The sequence below is a fragment of the Flavobacterium movens genome (assembly GCF_039581425.1).
Classification (GTDB): domain Bacteria; phylum Bacteroidota; class Bacteroidia; order Flavobacteriales; family Flavobacteriaceae; genus Flavobacterium; species Flavobacterium luteolum.
In genome coordinates this window covers 1-23,726 of record NZ_JBCPXY010000015.1, presented here as the reverse complement: position 1 = coordinate 23,726, position 23,726 = coordinate 1, and the positions used below count along the sequence as shown (strand labels likewise).

The following is a 23,726-nucleotide window of genomic DNA, read 5'->3' as shown; positions in this document are numbered from 1 at the left end:
ATATTGAAATACAAAGGTCGACTTTTTTAATGGCAATGACAAAATTCAATTTCAATGTCAATTTCAAATTTCAACACCTCAAATATTCAATAAAAACAATCAAATCGGCACAAATAAAACATAACCACTTTAATTTCAAATAAATACACTTTTTCTTAACCTTATTTTAAACTTAGATTCAAATTGTTTTTTGAAATTGCAATTATAATTGTTCCTTTTTAATTTGTAAGTTTGTGGTCGCTTAAATTCTTTCTTGATTTAAAACAGGTAACGAATTGTAAATCAACTATGTCATTACAAAATACTAACATTACTTCAAAAAATTACAGAAAACTTTCTATTCAGGTTTCCCTGACTGGATTTTCATACTGCTGTTTTGATACTTTAAATAATGTCATTACTTCTTTTAAAGAAATAAAGTTTGACACTAACAACAAAACACCTCGAATTGAAGATTTATTCAGCAACGCTTTCAAACTAAATCCTGAATTAAAAGAGACTTACGACGAAGTAATGGTTATTCACAATAACAATTTTTCGACTTTTGTTCCGACTGCTTTATTTGATGAGAATTATTTAGGAAGCTATCTGCAATACACTACAAAAGTATTTGAAACAGATCACTTTACTTTTGATCAAATTCCGAATTATCAGATGAATTCAGTTTATATTCCTTATGTGAATATCAACAATTTCTTGATTGATAATGTAGGTTCTTTTAATTCTAAGCATGCCAACAGCATTTTGGTCGAAAAAATTCTCGACAATTCTAGAAACAACGACGATAAAAAGATGATTGTGAATTTTAACCCAGGTAATTTTGAAATTATCGTGGTGCAAAATCAGAAGCTTTTATTGTTTAATTCGTTCGAATACAATACCCCAGAAGATTTTATCTACTACATATTATTTACAGCAGAGCAAATGAGCATGAACCCGGAGAGTTTCAAATTAGAATTGTTAGGGACTATTTCAGAAAACGATCCATTTTATGCTATAGCTTACAAATACGTGCGCCATATTTCTTTTATGGATGTATCAAAACTAAAAGAGAAAAACAGCTTTACAACTGCTCAAAATCAAAAACATTATATCTTATTTCAATCATGAGAATCATTTCAGGAAAATACAAAGGACGCCGAATTTTTCCGCCAAAAAATCTACCTGTAAGACCAACGACTGACATGAGTAAAGAAGCATTGTTTAATGTTTTGAATAATCATTTTAATTTTGACAGTTTAAAGGTTTTGGATTTATTTTCGGGAACAGGAAACATCAGTTATGAGTTTGCTTCACGCGGAAGTGCTCCTATCACCTCTGTTGATGGCGATTTTGGATGCGTAAAATTCATTAAGCAAGTTTCATCAGAATATGATTTTGATATTGCTGCGACCAAAAGCGATGTTTTCAAATTTCTAGAAAACTGCAGAACCACTTACGACATTATCTTTGCAGACCCTCCTTACGGATTGGATCAGGCAACTTTTGAGAAAATTGTTCTAACGGTTTTTGAAAGAGATTTATTGGAAGATGACGGAATGATGATTATCGAGCATTCAAAATATACCAAATTGGATCATATGAGTAATTTTTCTTTCCAGAAAAGCTATGGCGGTTCTTTCTTTAGTTTTTTTGAATTGAATTCGACAGACGATGATGAAGAATTACCACATGATGCTTCTAAAAAAGAATCTGAAGAAGACGAAGGATAAATTTTTAAATATTAAAATATCAAATTCCAAATTTCAATTTTGCCTGAAACATCAGGATTGGAATTTGGAATTTTCTTTTTTTTGGATTTTCGAACCTTATCTGATTCTATTTTCACTTTCATTCACACTTTTTTCCTTGAATTCAGAATCTTTTATTTTTCCAAAAGAATAACGAACTGCAATAGAAATCTCGTTTGCATCAACTAAGTATCTTGCTCTAGAACTTATATTGTTAATTGTAAATCGTTCAGTATAAATTGTATTTTTAAAAATATCATTATAATTTAAAGTACAATTCCAGTTTTTACCAAATGATTTTGCCAGAGACAAATCAAAAATCAGTTTTGCATTTCTTTCAAAAACTCCCTCTTTTTGTTTGGTTGCACCCCAAAAAGACAGAACAAAAGTAAAATCCTTTGGCAGTTTGAAACTGTTATTCGAATAATAATACAAATAGGTTTTAGAAGAATTAAACAACGCCGATTCATCCTCAATTTTATTGGTCGCAAAAACTAAAGAATTGGTATTTGTCCAAATTTTATAAGTAAACGGCAACGTAAATTCAATATTATAACCCGATTCTTTCTGAAAATTTTTCTCGGTAAGAGTCAAAACATTATTCTGATTGTCAAATACAAAATCTTGATAAATAGGATTTTTATTTTGATATAAAGTCAGTTTTACAGATTTATCATGATATTGAAAAACCGTTGAAATCACATCCATAAATGTTGGGCCGAGATTGATATTACTGCCATAAATAAAATACGGATTTATATACGTTGCAATCATACTCAAAGACGAATAATTAGGCCTCGAAATACTTTTAGAATAATCTACAGTCAAACTCTTGGTACTATCTATAGAAAACGAAAACTGCGCTTTTGGAAAAAGATTAGTATAGTTTTTATCAACTAAAAACGCGTTATCTGTACTGTATTTACCACTGACATTGGTGTTTTCAATTCTTAAACCAGCAGAGAAACTGAATTTTTTAATTTTTCCCGTAAGTTGTGTATAGGCTGCTAAATTGGCTTCTTTAAAATGATAATCAAAAGAAGTGTTTTCGTTTTTATTATAAGCAAAAACATCATAATCTGATTTGGATTTAGCCGATGAATAAAGTCCGCCGTATTCCCAATTCATATCATTCTTGAACTTTTTCTCTAAATCAATTCTTCCAGAAAAAACATCAACATTAAACTTTTGATTTCGGTTTTGCGACAGCTCCAATTCGGATTCATTATAATTGTTTTCTACCAAACTCCATAAATGTTGATTGAAATTGGAACCTTGAAAACCAACAAACATCTTTGTATCTATAGCTTTTATTTTTTTCGAATAATTTATAAATGAATTAATAAAATTCTTGTCGCTTGAATTATCGCTAAAAGTAAAAACATTATTTATCTGATCTTGATTTTTATTAAAAGTAAAAGTATTGATATCGAAAGTATCGCTTTGCATTTTCCCATTTACATTTACCGAAAAATAATCTTCCTCATTTATTTTATAAAATAAACCTCCACCAAAAATGTACTGATTTCTATACGTAACCGCCGAAACATTATAATCTGAAACAATATTGGCCTCTGGAATTTGATACGCAATACTGTGGCTTTCCCAAGGATTTAGTTTATTATAATTGAAATTGGCTTTCCATTCTAATTTGCCTTTCTTAAAGCTAGAATTAAAACCTAAATAATTATTGTAATTCTTTTTGAAAGAAGCTGTTTCTGAAATTTCGGTTCTAAAACTATCTTTTTTACTGAGTTTCCGTGTAATTAAAATTACAGCACGCCCTTCAGCTTCATATTTAGACGACGGATTCTGAATGATTTCAACAGTTTTGATATCGGCTACAGCTAAAGCATTTAAATCGTTCATTCCGACTTTCTGATTATCAATATAAATTAACGGATTTCCTTTACCCACAATCGAAATACTTTCGCGATTTGAACTTACCTGAACCAAAGGAAGCCTCGAAAGCAAATCAACCGGATTTGAAATTGAATTGTAAACCGAATTAGCAACATCAACTTTTATGTTTCCGTTTGAGTTTGTAAAAGTCTTTTTCTCCTGACTGATTACAATTTCATCCAATTGATTTGAAATAGAATCTTTTGGTGTTTCGTTCTGAGCATTGGCAATAAATGAAAGACAAAAAAGTAAAAGTGTTATTAGAAGTTTTAAAGGCAGATAAAGATTCATTTTAAAATTGAAATTGATTAGTAGTGCTGCAAAAATGCTTTGAAAAAACAGTTCCGTAAGTTAATCGTAGGTTAATGCAAGGTTAATCTGCTATTTGTATGGTAAAAGCCGTATTTTTGAAACAGAATTTTAAAAGAGTATGAAACAAAGAATCAATTTATTAATCACATTTTCTGTCATTGCGTTAATTGTACTCATGACAGTACAATGTTATTTGGTAAAAACAGCCTACGAATATAAAGTGGCACAGTTTCATACGCAGATTAAAAATGAAATTGCCCAGATTTCGAATAATTATAGTGATATTGATTCGGCTTTGGTTGCAAAAAGAGAAATGCTTTACAAAAGCCTTTCGGAAAAATATATAAAAGGAAAAAATACCAAACTGGATCTTAAAATTGGCGTTTTAAAAAATGAATATCAAAATGCTTTAACACAAGATCTTCAACGAAAATTTGAAAGAGATTTACCGAATTTTAAAATTGATTTTGCGATTGTTCTCAACAAGTTTATTTTGTATCAAAGTGCAAAAAAAGCCGATACAATTTTCTCGGAAAAGCCTTTTATCCAGAATAAATTGTACGGAAATCTGGCTTCACTCAATCATGCTTTTTTAGTGCGAAATTATGTTGGAACGACTAACGGAACTTTTGAAAATCAGGAATATCAATTACTGACAGAAGACTCCATGTATGTTTCTGTAATAGATTGGGAAATGATTATTTTAAAGCGAATGACTTTTATTCTCATTCTGTCTCTATTATCAATTCTGACTTTAATTACACTTTTTGTTATTGCCTTAAAAGCTTTAATCAAACAGAAAAAAGTGAGTGATGTAAAAACCGATTTCATCAATAATATTACACACGAACTTAAAACGCCTTTGGCAACTTTAGGGATTTCGACAAAGATTTTGGCACAGAAAAGCATTCGTGACAATGACGAAAATTTTAATGCCATTGTGAGTACAATTTCACGTCAGAATAACCGTCTGCAAAATTTAATCGATCAGGTTATGGCGAATTCTTTAGCAGAAAATGAAATTGAATTGCAAAAGGAAAAAATAGATGCCGAAGATTTCCTGCTTTCTATTGTCAATGATTTTAAAATTGCTTTTCCAAAAATCAATCTTAAAACCGATTTTCAGACAGCGAAAACTATTCTAGTTTTGGATAAATTCCATTTGACAACTGCTTTCTTGAATGTTCTAGAAAATGCTGTGAAATATGGATCGAACACTATAACCGTAAAAACAAGAATTGCAGAAAACCAGTTTTCTATTAGTTTTGAAGATGACGGAATTGGAATTGCCAAAAACAAACAAGCCTTTCTTTTCGAGAAGTTTTACCGTGTCGAACAAGGAAACCTGCACAATACAAAAGGCTTAGGTTTAGGATTATATTATGTTGATCAGATTGTAAAAGCGCATCAAGGCTCTGTTAACGTTATTAGCGAGTTAGGAAAAGGAACTCAATTTACTATTTTATTAAAAGTTTAATTACCTTATTTTGAAAAGATTACTTTTAGCCGAAGACGATTTTGATTTTGCTGCAATTTTAAAACAATATCTAGAACTGCATCAATTTGAAGTAATCTGGGCAGAAAACGGCGAGATAGCTTTAGACTATTTTAAAAGCCAGGCTTTTGATATTTGCATTTTTGATGTCATGATGCCCAAAATGGACGGATTTTCATTGGCTGAAAAAATAATTAACATCAATCCTGAAATTCCTTTTATTTTTCTAACAGCTAGAAAGCTCAAAGAAGATAAAATCATTGGCCTAAAACTTGGTGCAGATGATTATATCGTAAAACCTTTTGAAGTCGACGAACTGGTTCTTCGTTTACAGAATATTCTAAAGAGAATAGAGCAAAAAAGAAGTCTGGAAGGGAATAATATAATTGAAATTGGCTCGTATATTTTTGATAACGAACGTTTGACTCTCAATAATAAAAATCACGTTCAGCAGCTTACAGAGATGGAAGCTTCACTTATTGAGTATCTCTATCTCAACCATAATCAGTTACTAAAGAGAGATCAGATTTTAATGTCGGTTTGGAAAAAAGACGATTATTTCTCAGGACGAAGCATGGATGTTTTTATTAGCAGACTTAGAAAGTATTTTAATTCAGATCCAAAAATCAAAATAGAAAGCGTTCGCAATATCGGATTAGAATTTAAAATAGAAAAACCTTGATTCGTCAAGGTTTTTCTATCTTTTTTATTTGATAACCCAACCTAAGGTAAAGTTTCCAACAGGTATAAATTCTGTATCATATTTATCAAAATTTACTCCTGGCCCAACATTAAATTCGAGATTAAATCTTCCTTTATAAGTTCGCTGCAAACCCCATAATGCTGCAACTGTAAATGATCCTACGTAATTCCCGAATTTATCATTCGTCGAAATCGAAGGAAAACTATAAAGTACATTTGCTGCAATATAATTTCCTGAGTTAAAAGCTGTTCTTTTTCCTTTATTAGCTCTCTTTTCTAAATTATAATAATGACGGAACTGCTCATTAATTAAAGGGAAAAGATAGACATTGCTCTCGTCATAATAACTGTTGTATCGATATCCCAAACCTAAAGCTGCCTCCGAGTAAAGTGTGTTTTTTGCTGACAATGCATGTTCATAGACAAAACCTGGAAATAGCAGATTAATTTTAAATTGATTTTTTACAGAAACTGAAGCTTCGTCTTGTGCTTGAATTGTCGTAAATGAAATAGCAAATAGAAGTAATAAAATGTAATTTTTCTTCATTGTTTTTCAATTGGTTAGTTAGGGCAAAAATAGTATTTAAATGATACGAATCACTGAATATCGAAACTATTTTCTTACAAATACAAGAATTAAAATCATATAATTTTTCTAAACAATTGTATAACAGCAATTAACTAGTTGAATTTAACTTTGTTAGAGAACTTTTAAATCTAACAATCATGAACCTAAAAAGATTTTTCGGCGGATTACTTACAATCCTCGGAATTGTAGGACTTATTTATACTGCGGTTATTTTTGCCGGCACATCTGGAGAAACTAGAGATATAAAATCGCTTATTATTTACGGAATACTCGGAATCGTATTTTTTACATCGGGCATAAGTCTAGTGCGAACAACAAAAGACGAATCTTAGTTTTTTTTGCCACGAAGACACAAAGGCACGAAGTTTTTTAATCTCGCAAAGGCGCAGAGTCGCAAAGTTTTAAAAATTAATAAAACTCTTTACGACTCTGCGCCTTTGCAAGCAATTTTAAGCTCAAAGAAAAACAAAAGCGTCGCGACTTAGCGCCTTTGTGGCAAATCATTCCGAAACAGGATCCAGATTCAACTCTGTAAAATCTCTTTCTGTTTTAGAAATTATTATGGTTGCAACTGTGTTTCCTATTAGGTTCGTAATCGCCCTTGCTTCGCTCATAAATTTATCTACCCCCAGTAAAAAGGCCAAACCTTCAACTGGAATTTTATGCAAGGCTGTTAAGGTTGATGCTAAAACAATAAATCCGCTTCCAGTTACGCCCGCTGCTCCTTTTGAAGTAATCATCAAAATTCCGATAACGGTCATGATTTCAAAAAAGGTTAAGTGCACGTCATACAGCTGTGCTATAAAAAGAACGGACATTGAAAGATAAATCGAAGTTCCGTCAAGATTAAAAGAATAACCAGTCGGAATCACCAAACCCACAACCGATTTACTGCAGCCCATTCTTTCCAGTTTTACCATAATACTTGGCAAAGCAGCCTCAGAAGAGGAAGTTCCAAGAACCAGTAAAAGTTCTTCTTTAATATATTTTAAAATCGAAAGAATACTTATTTTATAATATCGTAATATGCTTCCTAAAACCAAAAAGACAAATAATGCCATTGTTAGATAAACACATAACATCAGTTTTCCAAGCGGAATCAAAGTGGCAAGACCAAACTTCCCTATTGTATAGGCCATTCCGCCAAAAGCACCAACTGGGGCAAGATACATTACATATTTTAAAGCAGTAAAAACGACTTTTGAAAATCGTTCCAAAACCAAAATTGTTTGTTCTCTTTTCTGATAAAAGTTCAGCGCGATTCCGCATATAATGGCAGCCAATAAAACCTGTAATGTAAAGTTAGACAAGAAGAATTGCAACCACGAAAAATCCTTTGCTGCTCCGTTTGTATATTGGCTTGCATCGCCAAAAGTAAGTCCCGATTTATCAATTTTTCCAGGTTTAAATATATAAGCAACAGTTACACCAATTGCCAAAGCAACGGTCGAAACCACTTCAAAATACGTTAAAGCTTTAACGCCAATTCGACCTACTTTTTTTAGATTTCCCATTCCCGAAATTCCCAGAACGATCGTCAGGAAGATAATTGGCCCAATAAAGAGTGAGATTAACTGAATAAACTTTTTACCCAGAAATTCCATTTTCACACCATTTTCTGGAGAAAAATGTCCAAGTAAAATACCCGAAATAATAGCTATTAAAACCCAAAAAGTAAGATTGGTTACAATGGCTCTAAAAAGGCTTTTTTTAGATTTTGGCGAAGGATTTGGAGTAGTAATATTCATGAGAATAAGTTAGATAGTTCACAAATATATAAAAAATGCAGACCTGTAAGCCGGATTCTGTTCTTGTCTCATTTTGCAATGATACAATACCTTATCATTTATCTAGATCCCGAATTACTTCGGGACTCAATCTACCTACCCTTCGACAACGAACGAGAAGCCCTTAAATGCCGATATACTTGGTATTTCACCGCATAGAGTTTACCTGGTTTCACTACAGCATTACCTGTACATACTTTCTGCTGCACTTGTCCTAATCCCTTTCGGAACCGACGGGCGTTACCCGCTATGCTTCTCTGTGGTGTCCGGACTTTCCTCCCTCCCGATCCCGATAGCTATCGGGACGAAACGACGATAAGGCGGTCTGCGCTGCAAAAGTAGCGATTTAAGAACTAACAATAATGATTTTAAATTTCAGATTTTATGAATTTTATCATAACTTTTTAATTTTAAAATAGTTATCTTTAAAAATCTATAATTTAAATTCGGTTTATCATGAAAAGAATGTATCATTACGCAACTGTTTCAAAGGCTTTAGATCAATTGAATGAAAAAGGATTTACGTGCGACTTTAATCGTAATGCAGACGCGATTAAAAAAAATCCTGAGAAATTTGAAATTGTTCATGTGTATCGATACGAGGGTGAGTCAGACCCAGCAGATGAAGCAGTTGTATACGGAATTAAATCAACTTCGGGCAAAAAGGGAGTTTATGTCGCTGGTTTTTCAGCCGATTCAGATCAGGAAACAGCGAAGTTTTTATTTGATTTAAGCATTCGAGGACGTTAGAAAATCAAATAAAAAAATGAGAACAAAAAAATATTAAATAATCTATGTCATTCCTAGAAACGGAATTTAAACCTTTCTAGGAATGGCATATAACATTATCAAAATTTACTTTTCAAATCCATTCTTCCATGAAGAATTCTTATAATTTCAATTTCTCCCTCTGAAATAATGTGATAAAATAAAATGTGTTCATTAGATTTATAACCCAATAATTTTTCTGTAACATTCTCGTATTTCTTTCCAAGATTAGGATTTTCAGCAACTTCCTGACAAGAATCCAAAAGTAACCAATAATACTTATCAGCTTGTTTTTCTGACCATTCATCAAAAGTATAATTCCAAATATCAGCTAAATCTTCAACAGCTTTATTGGTCAAATAATATTTAGCCATTTTTTCTTTTCGCTTTTAAACTTTTCAGTTGCTCTTTCGGGTCAAAATTTTCAGCACGTCCACTATTAGCTCCATCCTGAATTGCTTTTTTTAAAACAATTAATTTACTTTCTTCTTCTTCCAAAAGTCTTAATCCTGCCCTAACAACCTCACTAGCATTCTTATACCTTCCCTCTGAAAGACTGCTTTCTATGAAGTTTTCAAAATGGTTTCCAAGCGATATAGAGGTATTTCTTCCCATAGTATTTATATAAGACTACAAAGTTACCTAAAATTGGTAATTATTAGAATGAATATTCTATCAAATTTTAAAATCGTACATAAAAAGTCTATCACGAAGACATTTTTTTTTAAAACAACAGTAAATTTAAATTATACTGTCGGTATTTTCAATTTCCATCCTGGCTTAATTAAATCAGGATTCGAAATAATATCTTTATTCGCTTCAAAAATATCCTGCCAAGAAACTCCGTATGCTTTTCCAATCTTCGAAAGTGAATCTCCCATTTCAACTGTATATTCTCTCGAAACGCCTTCCTCAACTTCAATATTCATAATCAAATCGGCCGATCTAAAATCGGGATCTATAGTGTTATAAGCATTCCAAAGCTTTTCTTTGTCTGCTGCAGATTTTGCTGTTCCGTCAATATAAAGCACATTATCCTGCTCTCTTACTTGCAAATTTTCAATTCCTAATTCGGATGCCAAATCTGTCACTTCTCTATATTTATCTTGTAAACTCATAACAACTTATTTTATAATTAATTTGTTATCTACTTTTTTAGGTTTCAATTCCTGAATACTTTGCATAAGAGGCTGTAGTTTGTCTCTTTTAATTTCTCCCGAAAGTGTTACAACGCCTCCCACAACAGTAGCACTAACACCATCATAAGCATCTACAACTTTACTAACGGACTTGTCTAAATCGGCATCTGAATTAATAACAACAGTAGCCGCAGCTGGTTCCTGATTGGCTTTTTCAATTTCGCAGGTATTAACTACAGATTTAACACCTGTGGTTGCTTTTACGCTTTTTCCAATATTTTTTTTGAACATTTCATCATCACAAACACCTGTAATTGTAGCCACACCTTCATGCACTGTAACGTGGATGTCTGGATCATTTAATTTTTCATTAATTGCTTTTTCAATATCGACATCACTGGGTTTGCACGACACCAAAAAAACACTGAGACTCATTCCTAATAAAATTGATCTAATTTTCATAATGATAGGTTTTAATAATTAACTCCTTAAAGTTAAACAAATTAAATATCAACAAGTTATATGATATTAGAATAAATTTTATAAGTTTTGCAGTAAAAGAAAATAGAAAATTACTTTTTAGAATTTTGCAAAAGTGCCGTTAATTCCTCCAATTGAATCATTCCTATCTTCACAACCGATTCAACTTTAGCATCATCACAACCAATAATTAAAACACCTTCATTATCTTCCTCGTAACCGGCCGACACAACATAAAAATTAGGATTTGAAACTAATAATTCCTTCTTCCCATCTTTGAACCACCCATAATTAGCTTCATAAATAACTTTATCGTCTAAAATCTGAATGGTTTCATTTCCATAAGTATTCCAAAGGGCAACTCGTAGAGTATAAAATCCAATTAGAGAACAAAATCCGATTCCGATAAAATAACCGATATGTAAACCGTTTCCAAGAGCAATCCCAAAAATTGCTCCTACAACTGGAAAAATAAAAAGCACAAAAGCAATCACGAATAAGATTGCTCTCACTAAAAACGGTGTCTTTTTTACTTGTAAGTTTAGAATGTTGTTTTGGAGATGATATTGTTTCATAAAAAATATTTACAGTAATTTTCCTAATTAGGCGAATAATCAAGTTTACCTAAAACGCGATCTTCAATGTTGCCTATTACGTCACCATATTTTGCAGTATATAGTTTTTTAATATCAATCCATTCCTGATCTTTTCTAAAATCTTCCCAAGCTTTTTTCATTGCAGCTTCATCTGGCCATTCCAGAAAATATACAAACTCGGTTTTCTTATCTGATTTTGATTCGTAAATCGAAATAATCTTAAAGTTGTATTTCTTCATAATACGCATCGCATGATCACCAAAACGTTCATGAAATTCTTTTTTATTATTTTCGAAAATCTCATAGATTCGCAATTGATAAATTGGACTCGTTCGAATTTTCTGTGCTTTTACAATAAATACCGCAAGCAAAACTATTACTAGAAAATATTTCTTCATCACTTATAATTTATCAGCTTCCTAACTTGCCATATCGCTGCTGTTCAGAAAAATAAATAATGATCGTTTTTCCGTTCTTTTTATACGGATAAAACAATTCATAATTTCCATTTCTAGAGCTGTACCTTAACTCATCACTGTTTTTATTAAAAACTTCGTTAAGATAAACTCTTTCTTCTTTAGTAGTCTGATAAATATAATTTACTTTTTGAGGCTGTATGGTATCGCTATCCAAACCTTCATTATAATAAGCACTAAAACCAAGAAAAACAGGCGAATCTTTAATAGAATCTTTCACAATTAAGGTTACACTAGGAAAGTTTTTATCTGTTTCTGATAAAATTCTTAAAATACCAGTTGTTTCTTTGATATATGCTTTAGAAAAAGTATAATTCAGAAGTTTATCGCTATTTAATTTGTTCGATTCTATAATAGATTTTGCAGAACTAATTAGCATTTTTTCTTTTTTGGCAGAAGTTAAATAATCACCACCAAAAAGTATAATCAGGATTAATGGAAAAATTAATAGCAGAACAGCAAACTTGCGTCTATTTGATTTAGTGTTAACTTCATCTTCATTTTTTCTTTCGGCAATTCTGGTCAAATTAAACATGAGATTCACTATAAGAGATCCAGCCATAAGAGCAAGAATTCCGAGAATACTTAAATAAAAGCTTTCAGTCATGTTTTCTCTAAAAACCTTTAGCCCGAAAACCTGAATTACAATAAATGTAAAGACCCAATACACTAATAATAGTATAGAGGCGATCCCAATAATATTACTTAGTTTAACTATTTGTTTTGCGTTCATGAATTATAAAAAATTATATTTTTTTTAAATAAAGCTAATTTACTATCGGATTAAAAATAGTACATTTTTTATTACAAAAATTCAATTTAGAGATGAAAAAATAAACGCAAAAAAGTTTATTATTGTATCCTAAACTGACCTTATGAAATTAAAAAACCTAATACTTATTGCAACCTTATTAATCATTAATTATTCTTTTTCATGTGAGTGCAAAACAATTGACAGAGAAAAAATGATAGAAATAGGGCTAAAATATGAAATTGTGTTTTACGGAGAAGTTATAAAAGTAGATTCCATAAAGAAAATTTATACTTTTAGAATCATAGAACTCTTTAAGGGAAAGTACAATTCTCAGTTCATCACACAAAAATATTCTGGCAATTGTTCTATTATTCCTTCCATAAAACAACTTTGGATTGTTTATGCTTATTTTAATAACGATAAAACTATCGAAGTGAGCGCTTGCTCTCCAAGTACTGGTTTTAAACCTTATGGAAGTGACTCCATCCCTTCTCCACCAGAAATTAAAATATCTCAAAAGATAGATGATCAAATAAAATCATTATCTTTTTATGTTTGGGATTTGAAATTTGAAAATCGAAATTTACAAGATTGGATCTATCAATTAGAGAAACTAAGAATCTATAAAAATTCTCAAAAAGAAATTTCTGATAAAGAAAAAACAGCAACAAAACTTGAATCTTATGGCAGATACATCATCATTTCTTTGATTGTCAACATCGTATTATTTCTGACTTTACTCTTTGTTATTTTGAAGAAAAAGAATTTCGCTAAATAACTAAAATCGGTTTTAAACAACGAAACAAAAGTCATATATTTGCTATCGAATAAAAAAGAATATGGAACAATTTGTAGTATCGGCACGTAAATATCGCCCGCAGACCTTTAAGGATGTTGTGGGGCAAAAAGCCATTACCAACACTTTGTTAAATGCTATAGAAACCAATCACTTGGCTTCTGCTCTTTTATTCACAGGACCACGTGGAGTTGGTAAAACAACCTGCGCTCGTATCTTGGCTCGAAAAATAAATCAGCCTGGATATGATGATCCTACCGAAGATTTCGCATTTAACGTTTTTGAGCTGGATGCTGCTTCAAACAACTCGGTTGATGATATTCGTAATCTTATCGATCAGGTTAGAATTCCGCCACAAACAGGACAATACAAAGTATATATTATTGACGAGGTTCATATGCTGTCTTCGGCCGCTTTTAATGCTTTTCTTAAAACATTAGAAGAACCACCAAAACACGCTATTTTTATTTTAGCAACAACAGAGAAACACAAAATCCTTCCAACGATTTTATCTCGTTGTCAGATTTTTGATTTTAAAAGAATTACGGTAAAAGACGCTAAAGAACATTTAGCAGATGTTGCCGAAAGTCAAGGAATCGTTTTTGAAGACGATGCATTGCACATTATTGCCCAAAAAGCAGATGGTGCTATGCGTGATGCTTTGTCTATTTTTGACCGTGTGGTTTCGTATTGCGGAGCAAATTTGACTCGTCAAGCCGTAACCGAGAACCTAAATGTTTTAGATTACGAAACCTATATTTCGATTACTGATTTACTTTTGGAAAATGAAATTCCGAAACTTTTATTAGCATACAATGATATCTTAGCAAAAGGTTTTGATGGACATCATTTTATTGCAGGTTTAGCTTCACATTTCAGAGATTTATTAGTGAGCAAAACGCCTTCGACTATTGCTTTATTAGAAGTTGGCGAGCAAGCGCAGCAAATGTATGCCGTTCAATCGCAGAAATGTTCTCAGGAATTTTTACTTAAAGGGATTGACATTGCAAACGACTGCGATTTAAAATACAAATTAAGTCAGAATCAACGCCTTTTAGTTGAACTATGCTTGATGCAATTGGCCTCTATCAACTTTGATGGAGAAAAAAAAAAGCTGAGCAATTCATAATTCCACCCGTTTACTTTAAAAATGGAGGCTATTCTATAGTTGAAGTCCAAAGTCCAAAACCGAAAGTTGAAAATTCTGTTGCAACTGAGAATCAAACTTCTCAAGCTGTAACTGAAACTAAAACTGCCATTTCTCAACCGCAACAAGCTACTGAAACTCCAAAAATTCAAACTCCGGAAGCTCCAAAAACAGAGGCAAACGGTGCTCCTAAAGTTTCTGCTTTTTCTCTAGCCAGTATTCGCAAGAAAAAAGAAATGGAAGCTAGCGGCAAGACGTATGTTAAACCTACTACTGCTTATTTAACTGAAGAATTTAACGAAACCGATATGCGTTTGCACTGGAACAAATATGCAGAACGTTTAGGCCAAAAAGGTCTTAAGATTATGGAATCGATTCTATTGATTAGCGATCCTGTTCTGAATGGCACAACAATCTCTTATGAATTGCCAAATGAAGGTTCCAAATTGGATTTTGAAGGTCAAATGAATGGTTTATTAGGATACTTAAAAGGTCACTTACATAATCATGATATTACAATTGAAGTAATTGTAAACGAAGAGATTAAAGCAGTAAGAGCTCTTAACGATCAAGATCGATACAATCGTTTCTTAGAAATCAATCCAAGCATTGAACTTTTACGCACTACATTTGGATTGGATATAAATCTTTAATCTCTTGTTTCTACCACGAATCAATTCATTCTGGTAATTTATAACAAAGTTTTATTTGTTTTTGAGTCCGAGATTGTAGACTTTCTCAAGCCATTTTTTTCTTTGCTCTTCCTTAGAACCTTTTATAATTCCGATGTAACTTACTCCGACAGGTTTTACACCACAAAATTCTAAAGTCGATTTCTTTAGCTGATTTACGCTTGGCCTTCCAAAAAACAAGCGATAATACCAGCCTGGCTGATCTAAAGTTGTGATAATATGAGCTGTTTTACCTTTTAGCAATTTATCCCACCAAACTGAATCTTCGCGATACTGAAATGCCATTCCTGGCAAAAACAAACGATCTATAAATCCTTTAGTTATCGCTGGGAGTCCACCCCACCAAACGGGATGAATCCAAACCAGATGATCTGCTCTTTTTATTTTTTCCCACGATTCTAATAAATCTGGTTCTAAATCGGTACGTTTTTGATAACCGAATTTGAGATTCGGATTGAAGTTTAAATTGGCAATTGTAATAGTTTCAACTTGTGCACCAGAATCAATTGCCCCATTTTTATAAGATTCGGCAATTCCAAAATTGAAACTTTCGGAATTTGGGTGTCCGTTTATTATTAGTATTTTTTTCATATTTATGTTTTTTTTTAAAAAATACTATTAGTACATTTTCTTTTACTGGACAAATGTCCTAAAAAATTGTTTAGTTTTATTTCTCTCGCAGATTTTGCAGATTAAGCAGATTTATTTTAAACTTATTAATTAAGAAGAAAGAATCTCCTTAATCTGCAAAATCTGCGGGAAACATAAATATCAAACTATAGCCTTTCTAATTCGGCTTAAATGTCTTGGAGTAATTCCTAAATACAAAGCCAAATATTGCAACGGGATTAACTGAATATAGTTTTGATGATTTGTGCAAAGTTCTTCGTAACGTTCTGCGCCTGATAATTTTTGAAACGAAATCATTCTTTTATGCAGGTTTACAAATTCTAATTCAGTCAATTTCCTGCCTGTTTCCTGCCAATTAAAACCTGATTGATAGAGCTTTTCTAAACCTTTTCGGTCTAAAATCTGTAATTCTGTATCGGTTAAGGCTTGTATGTTTTCTTCTGCTTTTTCTTCGGTAATAAAACTGGCAAAAGAAGCCATAAATTCATTTTCAAAAGCAAAACAATTGGTAATTTCATCTCCTTTATGATTGACAAAAAAAGAACGGAGAATTCCTTTTTCGATAAAAACTATTTCATTGCAAACCTGATTTTCAGTCAAAAGAAGTTCTCCTTTTTTTAATGTCCGAAATTTAATCAAACTATCTAAAAGGCTTAATTCATCATCAGAAAAATCTTGAATGGACTGGAAAACAGTTTTCATAAATTAATCCTCAGAAGCAAAAACGCGTTCAATTCTTTTGTCTGGAATAAGCCACAGCATAGCCACAATAAAATAAGCTCCTCCAGAAATCCACTGATTGTAAAATGCAGCAACAATTCCGATTACATATAAAACTAAGGAAATTTTACCTTTAAAATCCTTTTTAAGCACTTTTCTCAAAGCCGAATCATTTCCTTCACTGCACATAATAGTATATTGCAGAATAACATACGAAATTGCAGAAAGCAGCAAAATAGTTCCATATAAACTCATTGCGGCTTTTTCAAAATTATGCTCTCCCATCCATGCGGTAGAAACAGGAATTAAGGAAAGCCAAAACAAAAAGTGTAGATTACTCCACAATACTTTTCCGTTTACTTTTGACAAGCCGTGAAGTAAATAATGATGATTATTCCAGTATATTCCAACGTAAATAAAACTCAAAATATAGCTTAAAAACTTCGGGATAAGCGGTTTTAAATCTGAAAACTCATGCCCTTCGGGCGCTTTGATTTCCAAGATCATAATCGTAATAATGATTGCCAAAACGCCATCACTAAAAGCTTCAAGTCTGCCTTTATTCATTTACAAAGAAAATATAAATATTAAATTTTACCGAAATACATTGCTTTTACGATTCCATCAGAAAGTCCGATTTTAGGAACATAAATCTGACGTGCACCACTCCATTTCATTGCATTAAGATAAATACGAGTTGCATGGATAATTACGTCGGCACGGTCAGAATTTAGACCTAATTCGGCAATTCTCTGTTCGTAAGTCAATGAATTTAAAAATGCGTATTGTGAGTTAACATAAATGTACGAAAGCGGTTTTTCCTGCTGTTTTCCAGACATTTTAAACAACTTATTGATATTTCCTCCAGAACCTATAAGTGTTACTTCATCGTAATCTGCCGTATTGGTTTTAATCCATTTTTCGATCTCATCCCAAACTGAATCATGAACCATATTATTCAGTAAACGTACAGTTCCCGCTTTGAAAGATCTTGAAGTAATCATTTTTCCGTCAGAGAATAAAGTAAACTCGGTACTTCCACCTCCAACATCCACAAATAAATAGGTTTCGTCTGATTTGATTAAATGATGTAAATCTGTAGAAGCAATAATTGCTGCTTCTTTTTTACCGTCGATAATCTCTATTTTAATATCGGCTTTTTTCTTAATTAAAGCCACAACTTCTTTTGCATTATATGCCTCGCGCATTGCAGAAGTTGCAAACGCCATGTAGCGTTCTACTTTATGTACTTTCATCAAAAGATTGAATGCTTTCATCGCATCAACCATTCGATCTATATTTTCTGGTGAAATTTCGCCAACCGTGAAGGCATCTTGCCCTAAACGAATTGGCACACGAACAAGGGAACTTTTATTAAACTGCGGTTCTTTACCTTCTTGTTCCACAACGTTAGCAATCAAAAGCCTCATGGCATTTGAACCGATATCTATCGCTGCAAACTTCCTAATATTAATCATGCTCACTTTATGATTTGAAATTGGTATTTATTATTAATTTATTTTTTGAGGAACCTCATCTAGTATCGCTACTTTATTCTGATAATATTTATAGGTCTCAAACTGTGCTCTAAATGGGGCATGATGGTTTTTGGGCTTATATTTATTATCTAATTTATAAGAATGATATCTCACTTTTACATTTCCTTTCCAGGCAATATTGAAGTTGTCAATCAATTCTTTCTTAATTTCAAGGTCATAAATCGGACAGGTTACTTCGACTCTTCCATCAAGATTTCTGGTCATAAAATCGGCAGACGAAATATAAACTTCGGTTAAACCGGCATTCCCAAAAATATAAACTCTCGAATGTTCTAAGTAATTATCTACAATACTTATAGCCTCGATATTTTCACTCATTCCAGGAATCCCAGGAATCAAAGAACATATTCCTCTAACTTGCAACTGGATTTTTACTCCTGCATTGCTCGCTTCGTACAATTTATCGATCATTTTAAAATCGGATAAACTATTCATTTTTAACTTTATATGAGTTTTTCTACCTGCCAAAGCATGCAGAATTTCGCGATCAATCAGTTTTATAAATTTGCTTCTCGTATAATGAGGCGATACGATTAAATGTTTGTATCTGTGAACTCTATAATTGATATCAAAAAACTCAAATATTTTTGATGTGTCTTTTAAAATTCCTTGATGACAAGTAAAAAGTGTTACATCGGTATAGATTTTTGCTGTCGATTCGTTGAAGTTTCCAGTTGAAATAAATCCGTAACGACGGTTTTTACCTTCTTCCATTCTTTCAATTACACAAATCTTGCTGTGTACTTTCAATCCTTTTATACCAAAAATAAGTTCGATGCCTTCTGTCTGCATTTGTTCTGCATACGAAATATTCGATGCTTCATCAAAACGTGCCTGAAGCTCGATTTGCACTACTACCCTTTTACCATTTTTAGCAGCATTTATCAACGAACTAATAATCTGCGAATTCTTTGCTAAACGATACAAGGTAATTTTAATGCTTGTTACTTTTGGATCTAAAGCAGCTTCACGCAAAAATTTAGTCAGATACGAAAATGACTGATATGGGGCATGAACCAAATAATCTTTCTTAGAGATTTTTTCCAGAATACTTCCTTCCAAACTCAAACCTGGAACAGGTAATGGTTCGTTTGGTTTATACAATAAATCGTATCTTCCTAGATTTGGAAAACTCATATAATCACGACGATTATGATATCTTCCTCCCGGAATTATACTATCTGTTTCTACAATTTTCATTTTATCCAAGAAAAATTGCAGAGTATCTTCTTCAATTAAATTATCATAAATAAAACGAACTGGCTCTCCAATTCGGCGATCTTTTACAGAATTCGAAATTTTTTCAAGCATACTTTTGCTCAAATCGCTATCGATATCCAACTGCGCATCACGGGTAATTTTAATCATGTGAGCAGAAACGCTCTTATAATCAAATATATTAAAGATGTTTTTTAGCTTGAAACGAATTACATCGTCAATTAAAATGACATATTGCTTTTCGTCTTCAGAAGGAAGAACAACAAACCTGTTGATATTTTTAGGAATCTCAATTAAGGCATAGCGAACCTCATCATTTGCCAATTCTAAACGAACGGCCAAATACCCTAAGGTGTCTTTTAGAATTGGAAAAACAGCTAAATCATTCAAAATGATGGTTACCAATTCTGGACTTAACTTTTGGGTATAAAAATCCTTTAAAAAACATTCTTGTTTTGGTGAAATCTGTGTTTCGTTTATAATAAAAATATTTTCAGATTCAAGCTCTGCTTCAATATTTCCAAGTATACGTAAACTTTCAGATTGCTGCTGAATTACGATTTCGGTAATGTCTTTAATTAATTGATGGGCAGAAATACCGCCCAAATATTTTTCGCCAGAAATACCAGAGAGGCTTAATCGTCGAATTGCCGCATATCGAACTCTAAAAAATTCGTCTAAATTGTTTGAAAAAATTCCAACAAAACGCAGTCTGTCTAAAAGTGGTACTGTATTGTCTGCTGCTTCCTGAAGCACTCTTGCATTAAACGCTAGCCAGCTTTTTTCTCTATCGATATATTTCTGTTCGTACACTGTAATTATTTTAAATCTTTGGGGAAAATAGTTTTATGTGTTTTGCCCTTATGGATCGTATCCCAGCTGTCGGCATCAAATTGTAAAGATACAAAGCCTGAAGTTGGAACATTTTCTATAAAAACATCCCCAAATTTATTAACAAAATTTGTAATAGCCTCGTTATGTCCGAAAAGAATAACGCTTTCAAAACTATTATCACATGATTTAATAACTTTTTCGAGTTGCCTTTCATCAAAAGTGTATAAATCATCTCTAAAAATGATACTCTCTAAAGGATAGGATAAGTTTTGCGCAAAAATTAATGCAGTTTCTGAGGCTCTTGCAGCAGTACTGCTCCACATTATATATGTCTTAGGAAGATACCCTGAAATATTTAATGAAACATCATGCGCATCTAAAATTCCCCTTTTCATTAACGGACGATCAAAATCTTTTAAAGGTGCTTCCCAGCTAGATTTGGCATGACGAATTAAAATAAGATTTTTCATAAACAGCAGAATTTAAAAACCTGATGTACAGGTTGTTTTTAATTAAGTTCTAATTTACAAAAGATATTTTAAACCTTCTCCTTTTTTTATTTCTGTTAACATTATAACGAAATTTTAACAAGAATAAGCAATTCTCAAAATGTTAACAATTGGAAAATCATAGAAAAACAAAAATTGCATTTTATGCACTTCATCTATAAAATTAGTATTTAGTCGATAATGTGACAGTTCGCAATATTTTAACTAATTATTTGATTATTAGTTATTTATAATATTTCAAATAAACCAATTACCGCTAATAAAGCAAAAAAATGTACGAAAAAATTTCACTTTTTAGAGTTAAAAAAAAGCGTTTTTGAGTCAATTTTGGATAAAAAAACAACACTTCAACGAGTTTTTTGGTTAGTTACAGATAAAAAAATAATATTAGAAAAACTCTAATATAACTTTGATTCTGTTAAAATTTCATAAATACTTTAAAACTAAATCTTAAGTTATGAAAACAAAATCTACTCTTGAAAAAGCAGTAAAATTTGTAAGCAATTGTAAGTTTATTTTTTTCTCGAAGAAAAACATTTTTACTAAAAACATTTTTTGCGCACTATCATTTTTAACCATAACACTTTTTCATGCTAGAGCTGAAAATGTCGATTCGCACCTAAGCAATTTAGATAATTCTAACCAAGCATCTAAAATGATTTACTTAAATGATAGCCATCTTTTGCTGAATTAAAAACCTCCCTTTTGATTTTACCGAGCCCTAATGTCATTTTATAGTTTAATAAAAAGGCAATCCAAAAACACAATCTGATTTAAAATATCAATAAACCGATAAAAGCTATCAATATGAAAAAATTCTACTATCAATATTTAACATTTTGTTATTTATTTTTACTGCTACTAAGTGGGACTTTCATTGGAAATGCACAAGAAATACCTACACGAATTGGGAATACATTGTCTCCAAGTAAAGCTACCGCAAAGACGGCTGCAGTTAGTGCTCTTGCCGCTGCTGGTTCCATCGATGTTGCAAATGCTTCATATGGCTACAATGGCTATACCCCCGACCAATTGGTCCGCAACATTTTAACTTCTGGCTGTCTTAGTATTAGCAATGTTCGTTTTGGTTATTACAAAAGAAGCAATAATAACTGGAATTGGGTAAACCACAGCTGGTCTACAACAGCTGGGGACAGACAATTAGGCTATTACAATAAAGCAACTTCAACATTTCCTATAGACGAAGGTATTCTCTTATCTACTGGGAAAATCAGCTCTGCTATGGGACCGAATAGTTATACCAATAGATCAGACGAACTTGTCAATGAAGCTAGTGATCCCGATTTGACCAATATATCTGGTGAAACCATGCACGACGCAGCAATACTTGAATTTAATTTTATTCCCGACGGAAATTTAGTTGAGTTTAAATTTGTATTTGCTTCCGAAGAATATTTAGAATATGTGCATACAGATTATAATGATGCTTTTGGATTTTTCTTAAGCGGATCTGGAATTAATGGCCCCTATACGAACAATGCCATAAACTTGGCTCAGTTACCAAATGGCGATGCAGTTACAATTAATAATATACATTCGTCAGGAACAAATGTCAACAATGTATCTTTCCCAAATCATAACGTTGCATATTATGCTAATAATCCTGCTGGTTCTGCCACAATGGAGTATGATGGATCTACTGTGGTATTAACTGCTACTTATGCCGTTACACCAGGACAGAATTATAAAATAAAAATGGCAATTGCAGATGCATCTGACCAAAAATGGGATGCTGGAGTATTTTTAAAAGCAAAAAGTTTTGCAACAAATACGTTGGTTATTACAAACCCTGCCCCAGTATGTGCAAATGGTACCGCAAACTTGACATTGCCTGCTATTACTGCAGGAAGTACTGCCGGCTTAACCTATACTTATTGGACAAATTCGACAGCAACTACTCCTCTTGCTACGCCAAGTGCTGCGCCAGTTGGAACATACTACATTAAAGGAACCAATACCGAATCAGGCTGTTCTGACATCAAACCTGTGGTGGTAAGTCAAACCAATATCGTGATAACTGAAACCGCTGCTTCGCATCTTGATGTTAAATGTAAAGGATCTGCAACTGGTTCAGCCACTGTAACTGCATCAGGCGGTACTGCAAATTATACCTATTCTTGGAATACTTCTCCCGTTCAAACTAATGCAACAGCAACAAACTTGTCTGCTGGCACATATACTGTGACTGTAACTGATTCAAAAGGTTGCAGTAACACTAAACAAATAAGCATTACTGAACCTACAACTAGTTTAGCTGCGTCTACAACTCAAGTTAATTTAACTTGTAATGGAGGAACAAATGGTTCTGCAACCGTTACTGCAACAGGAGGAACGGGGACTTACACTTATTCTTGGAACACAACTCCAGTTCAAACCTCAGCTACAGCCTCTAATTTAGCTGCTGGAACCTACACTGTAATAGTAAAAGATGCAAATCTTTGCCAAGTTACAAAAACTGTAACCATAACTGGACCTACTGCAGCTTTAGCTTTAGGGGCATCTTCTAAAACCGATGCTTCATGCTTCGGAAAAAGCACCGGAAGCGTAACGGCCGGAACCGTGACAAGTGCGGTCGGAACTGTAAACTACTCTTGGAAAAACAGCTTGAATGCAGTGGTTGGAACAGCAGCAACTGTTTCAAACCTTCCTGCCGGAGCTTATACCCTAACCGTTACAGATGCCTGCTCTTCACAGTCTAATTCGGTTACAATCGGACAGCCTGCTGCGGCTTTAGCTTTAGGGGCATCTTCTAAAACTGATGCTTCCTGCTTCGGAAAAAGCACTGGTTCTGTAACAGCGGGGACTGTAACAAATGCGGTTGGAACTGTTTCTTATTCTTGGACAAACAGCTTGAATGCAGTGGTTGGAAC

General features: G+C 32.7%; 26 protein-coding genes and 1 other RNA gene. 10 read left to right on the top strand and 17 right to left on the bottom strand.

The features are described 5' to 3' along the window. Nucleotides 1–288 precede the first annotated feature (288 nt). Together AAYQ05_RS20920 and AAYQ05_RS20915 are read left to right on the top strand one after the other, a co-directional pair. Entirely contained in the window at nt 289–1,110 is an 822-nt protein-coding gene (locus AAYQ05_RS20920) for a DUF3822 family protein (protein ID WP_343545210.1), read from the top strand. Beyond that, entirely contained in the window at nt 1,107–1,712 is a 606-nt protein-coding gene (locus AAYQ05_RS20915) for an RsmD family RNA methyltransferase (protein WP_281633181.1), read from the top strand. The genes AAYQ05_RS20920 and AAYQ05_RS20915 overlap by 4 nt, the downstream gene beginning before the upstream one ends. A gap of 96 nt (nt 1,713–1,808) precedes the next feature. On the opposite strand, the gene AAYQ05_RS20910 is transcribed toward AAYQ05_RS20915, so the two are convergent. Next, nucleotides 1,809–3,923 (bottom strand): TonB-dependent receptor domain-containing protein, encoded by a 2,115-nt coding sequence (locus tag AAYQ05_RS20910; protein ID WP_343545209.1) that lies wholly within the window; start codon nt 3,921–3,923, stop codon nt 1,809–1,811. Nucleotides 3,924–4,062: 139 nt separating this feature from the next. Between AAYQ05_RS20910 and AAYQ05_RS20905 the strand changes: the two genes are divergently transcribed. Together AAYQ05_RS20905 and AAYQ05_RS20900 are read left to right on the top strand one after the other, a co-directional pair. Further along, the gene (locus AAYQ05_RS20905; protein ID WP_343545208.1) at nt 4,063–5,421 is read left to right on the top strand and encodes a sensor histidine kinase; all 1,359 of its coding nucleotides are present in this window, start codon (nt 4,063–4,065) and stop codon (nt 5,419–5,421) included. Nucleotides 5,422–5,431: 10 nt separating this feature from the next. Then, nucleotides 5,432–6,121 (top strand): response regulator transcription factor, encoded by a 690-nt coding sequence (locus tag AAYQ05_RS20900; protein ID WP_343545207.1) that lies wholly within the window; start codon nt 5,432–5,434, stop codon nt 6,119–6,121. A 24-nt stretch (nt 6,122–6,145) separates the two neighbouring features. Here AAYQ05_RS20900 and AAYQ05_RS20895 read toward each other — a convergent pair whose 3' ends face one another. Beyond that, nucleotides 6,146–6,688, bottom strand: coding sequence for a hypothetical protein (locus AAYQ05_RS20895; protein WP_343545206.1), 543 nt, complete (start codon nt 6,686–6,688; stop codon nt 6,146–6,148). 179 nt (nt 6,689–6,867) lie between these two features. On the opposite strand from AAYQ05_RS20895, the gene AAYQ05_RS20890 reads away from it, so the two are divergent. Continuing rightward, the gene (locus AAYQ05_RS20890; protein WP_129747656.1) at nt 6,868–7,062 is read left to right on the top strand and encodes a hypothetical protein; all 195 of its coding nucleotides are present in this window, start codon (nt 6,868–6,870) and stop codon (nt 7,060–7,062) included. Nucleotides 7,063–7,230: 168 nt separating this feature from the next. Here AAYQ05_RS20890 and AAYQ05_RS20885 read toward each other — a convergent pair whose 3' ends face one another. Then, nucleotides 7,231–8,478 (bottom strand): cation:dicarboxylate symporter family transporter, encoded by a 1,248-nt coding sequence (locus AAYQ05_RS20885; protein ID WP_343545205.1) that lies wholly within the window; start codon nt 8,476–8,478, stop codon nt 7,231–7,233. A 30-nt stretch (nt 8,479–8,508) separates the two neighbouring features. Further along, an RNA gene (gene rnpB, locus AAYQ05_RS20880) (RNase P RNA component class A) lies at nt 8,509–8,849 on the bottom strand. Between the two features lie 124 nt (nt 8,850–8,973). Here rnpB and AAYQ05_RS20875 point away from each other — a divergent pair. After that, nucleotides 8,974–9,267, top strand: coding sequence for an SH3 domain-containing protein (locus AAYQ05_RS20875; RefSeq protein ID WP_008467915.1), 294 nt, complete (start codon nt 8,974–8,976; stop codon nt 9,265–9,267). Nucleotides 9,268–9,365: 98 nt separating this feature from the next. On the opposite strand, the gene AAYQ05_RS20870 is transcribed toward AAYQ05_RS20875, so the two are convergent. The 7 genes from AAYQ05_RS20870 to AAYQ05_RS20840 all read right to left on the bottom strand — a co-directional run bounded on the left by AAYQ05_RS20870 (nt 9,366) and on the right by AAYQ05_RS20840 (nt 12,709). Then, a complete protein-coding gene (locus tag AAYQ05_RS20870; protein ID WP_343545204.1) occupies nt 9,366–9,659 on the bottom strand; it encodes a type II toxin-antitoxin system RelE/ParE family toxin in 294 nt (97 codons plus the stop codon). Then, complete coding sequence (locus AAYQ05_RS20865) at nt 9,652–9,900, bottom strand: type II toxin-antitoxin system ParD family antitoxin (RefSeq protein WP_343545203.1); 249 nt, start codon at nt 9,898–9,900, stop codon at nt 9,652–9,654. Before AAYQ05_RS20865 ends, AAYQ05_RS20870 begins: the two co-directional genes overlap by 8 nt. Before the next feature lie 131 nt (nt 9,901–10,031). Next, entirely contained in the window at nt 10,032–10,403 is a 372-nt protein-coding gene (locus AAYQ05_RS20860; protein ID WP_343545202.1) for a LysM peptidoglycan-binding domain-containing protein, read from the bottom strand. 6 nt (nt 10,404–10,409) lie between these two features. Beyond that, nucleotides 10,410–10,886, bottom strand: coding sequence for a BON domain-containing protein (locus AAYQ05_RS20855; protein ID WP_343545201.1), 477 nt, complete (start codon nt 10,884–10,886; stop codon nt 10,410–10,412). Nucleotides 10,887–10,996: 110 nt separating this feature from the next. Next, nucleotides 10,997–11,479, bottom strand: coding sequence for a hypothetical protein (locus tag AAYQ05_RS20850; protein ID WP_343545200.1), 483 nt, complete (start codon nt 11,477–11,479; stop codon nt 10,997–10,999). Between the two features lie 23 nt (nt 11,480–11,502). Then, the gene (locus AAYQ05_RS20845; protein ID WP_343545199.1) at nt 11,503–11,898 is read right to left on the bottom strand and encodes an NIPSNAP family protein; all 396 of its coding nucleotides are present in this window, start codon (nt 11,896–11,898) and stop codon (nt 11,503–11,505) included. Nucleotides 11,899–11,911: 13 nt separating this feature from the next. Further along, a complete protein-coding gene (locus AAYQ05_RS20840) occupies nt 11,912–12,709 on the bottom strand; it encodes a hypothetical protein (RefSeq protein ID WP_343545198.1) in 798 nt (265 codons plus the stop codon). Nucleotides 12,710–12,851: 142 nt separating this feature from the next. On the opposite strand from AAYQ05_RS20840, the gene AAYQ05_RS20835 reads away from it, so the two are divergent. From AAYQ05_RS20835 to AAYQ05_RS20825, 3 genes are all read left to right on the top strand, one after another. Then, on the top strand, nt 12,852–13,508 hold the full coding sequence (locus tag AAYQ05_RS20835; RefSeq protein WP_343545197.1) for a hypothetical protein: 657 nt from the start codon (nt 12,852–12,854) through the stop codon (nt 13,506–13,508). A 61-nt stretch (nt 13,509–13,569) separates the two neighbouring features. After that, nucleotides 13,570–14,655, top strand: coding sequence for a DNA polymerase III subunit gamma/tau (gene dnaX, locus AAYQ05_RS20830; RefSeq protein WP_343545196.1), 1,086 nt, complete (start codon nt 13,570–13,572; stop codon nt 14,653–14,655). Between the two features lie 254 nt (nt 14,656–14,909). Further along, entirely contained in the window at nt 14,910–15,326 is a 417-nt protein-coding gene (locus tag AAYQ05_RS20825) for a DUF8439 domain-containing protein (RefSeq protein WP_343545195.1), read from the top strand. 51 nt (nt 15,327–15,377) lie between these two features. On the opposite strand, the gene AAYQ05_RS20820 is transcribed toward AAYQ05_RS20825, so the two are convergent. The 6 genes from AAYQ05_RS20820 to AAYQ05_RS20795 form a co-directional block, all read right to left on the bottom strand. Beyond that, nucleotides 15,378–15,956 carry an NAD(P)H-dependent oxidoreductase gene (locus AAYQ05_RS20820; RefSeq protein WP_343545194.1) on the bottom strand — a complete coding sequence of 193 codons (579 nt, stop codon included), beginning with the start codon at nt 15,954–15,956 and terminating at the stop codon, nt 15,378–15,380. 180 nt (nt 15,957–16,136) lie between these two features. After that, nucleotides 16,137–16,697 (bottom strand): Crp/Fnr family transcriptional regulator, encoded by a 561-nt coding sequence (locus tag AAYQ05_RS20815; RefSeq protein ID WP_343545193.1) that lies wholly within the window; start codon nt 16,695–16,697, stop codon nt 16,137–16,139. Nucleotides 16,698–16,700: 3 nt separating this feature from the next. Continuing rightward, nucleotides 16,701–17,282: a TMEM175 family protein gene (locus AAYQ05_RS20810; protein WP_343545192.1), complete on the bottom strand. Its 582-nt coding sequence runs from the start codon at nt 17,280–17,282 to the stop codon at nt 16,701–16,703. A 20-nt stretch (nt 17,283–17,302) separates the two neighbouring features. Beyond that, a complete protein-coding gene (locus tag AAYQ05_RS20805) occupies nt 17,303–18,193 on the bottom strand; it encodes a Ppx/GppA phosphatase family protein (RefSeq protein WP_281633193.1) in 891 nt (296 codons plus the stop codon). Nucleotides 18,194–18,226: 33 nt separating this feature from the next. Further along, nucleotides 18,227–20,305 carry a polyphosphate kinase 1 gene (gene ppk1 / locus AAYQ05_RS20800; protein WP_343545191.1) on the bottom strand — a complete coding sequence of 693 codons (2,079 nt, stop codon included), beginning with the start codon at nt 20,303–20,305 and terminating at the stop codon, nt 18,227–18,229. Nucleotides 20,306–20,310: 5 nt separating this feature from the next. Then, nucleotides 20,311–20,796, bottom strand: coding sequence for a SixA phosphatase family protein (locus AAYQ05_RS20795; RefSeq protein ID WP_281633195.1), 486 nt, complete (start codon nt 20,794–20,796; stop codon nt 20,311–20,313). 846 nt (nt 20,797–21,642) lie between these two features. Here AAYQ05_RS20795 and AAYQ05_RS20790 point away from each other — a divergent pair. After that, nucleotides 21,643–23,726: choice-of-anchor L domain-containing protein (locus tag AAYQ05_RS20790; protein WP_343545190.1), on the top strand; the 2,084-nt coding region annotated here is incomplete at its 3' end.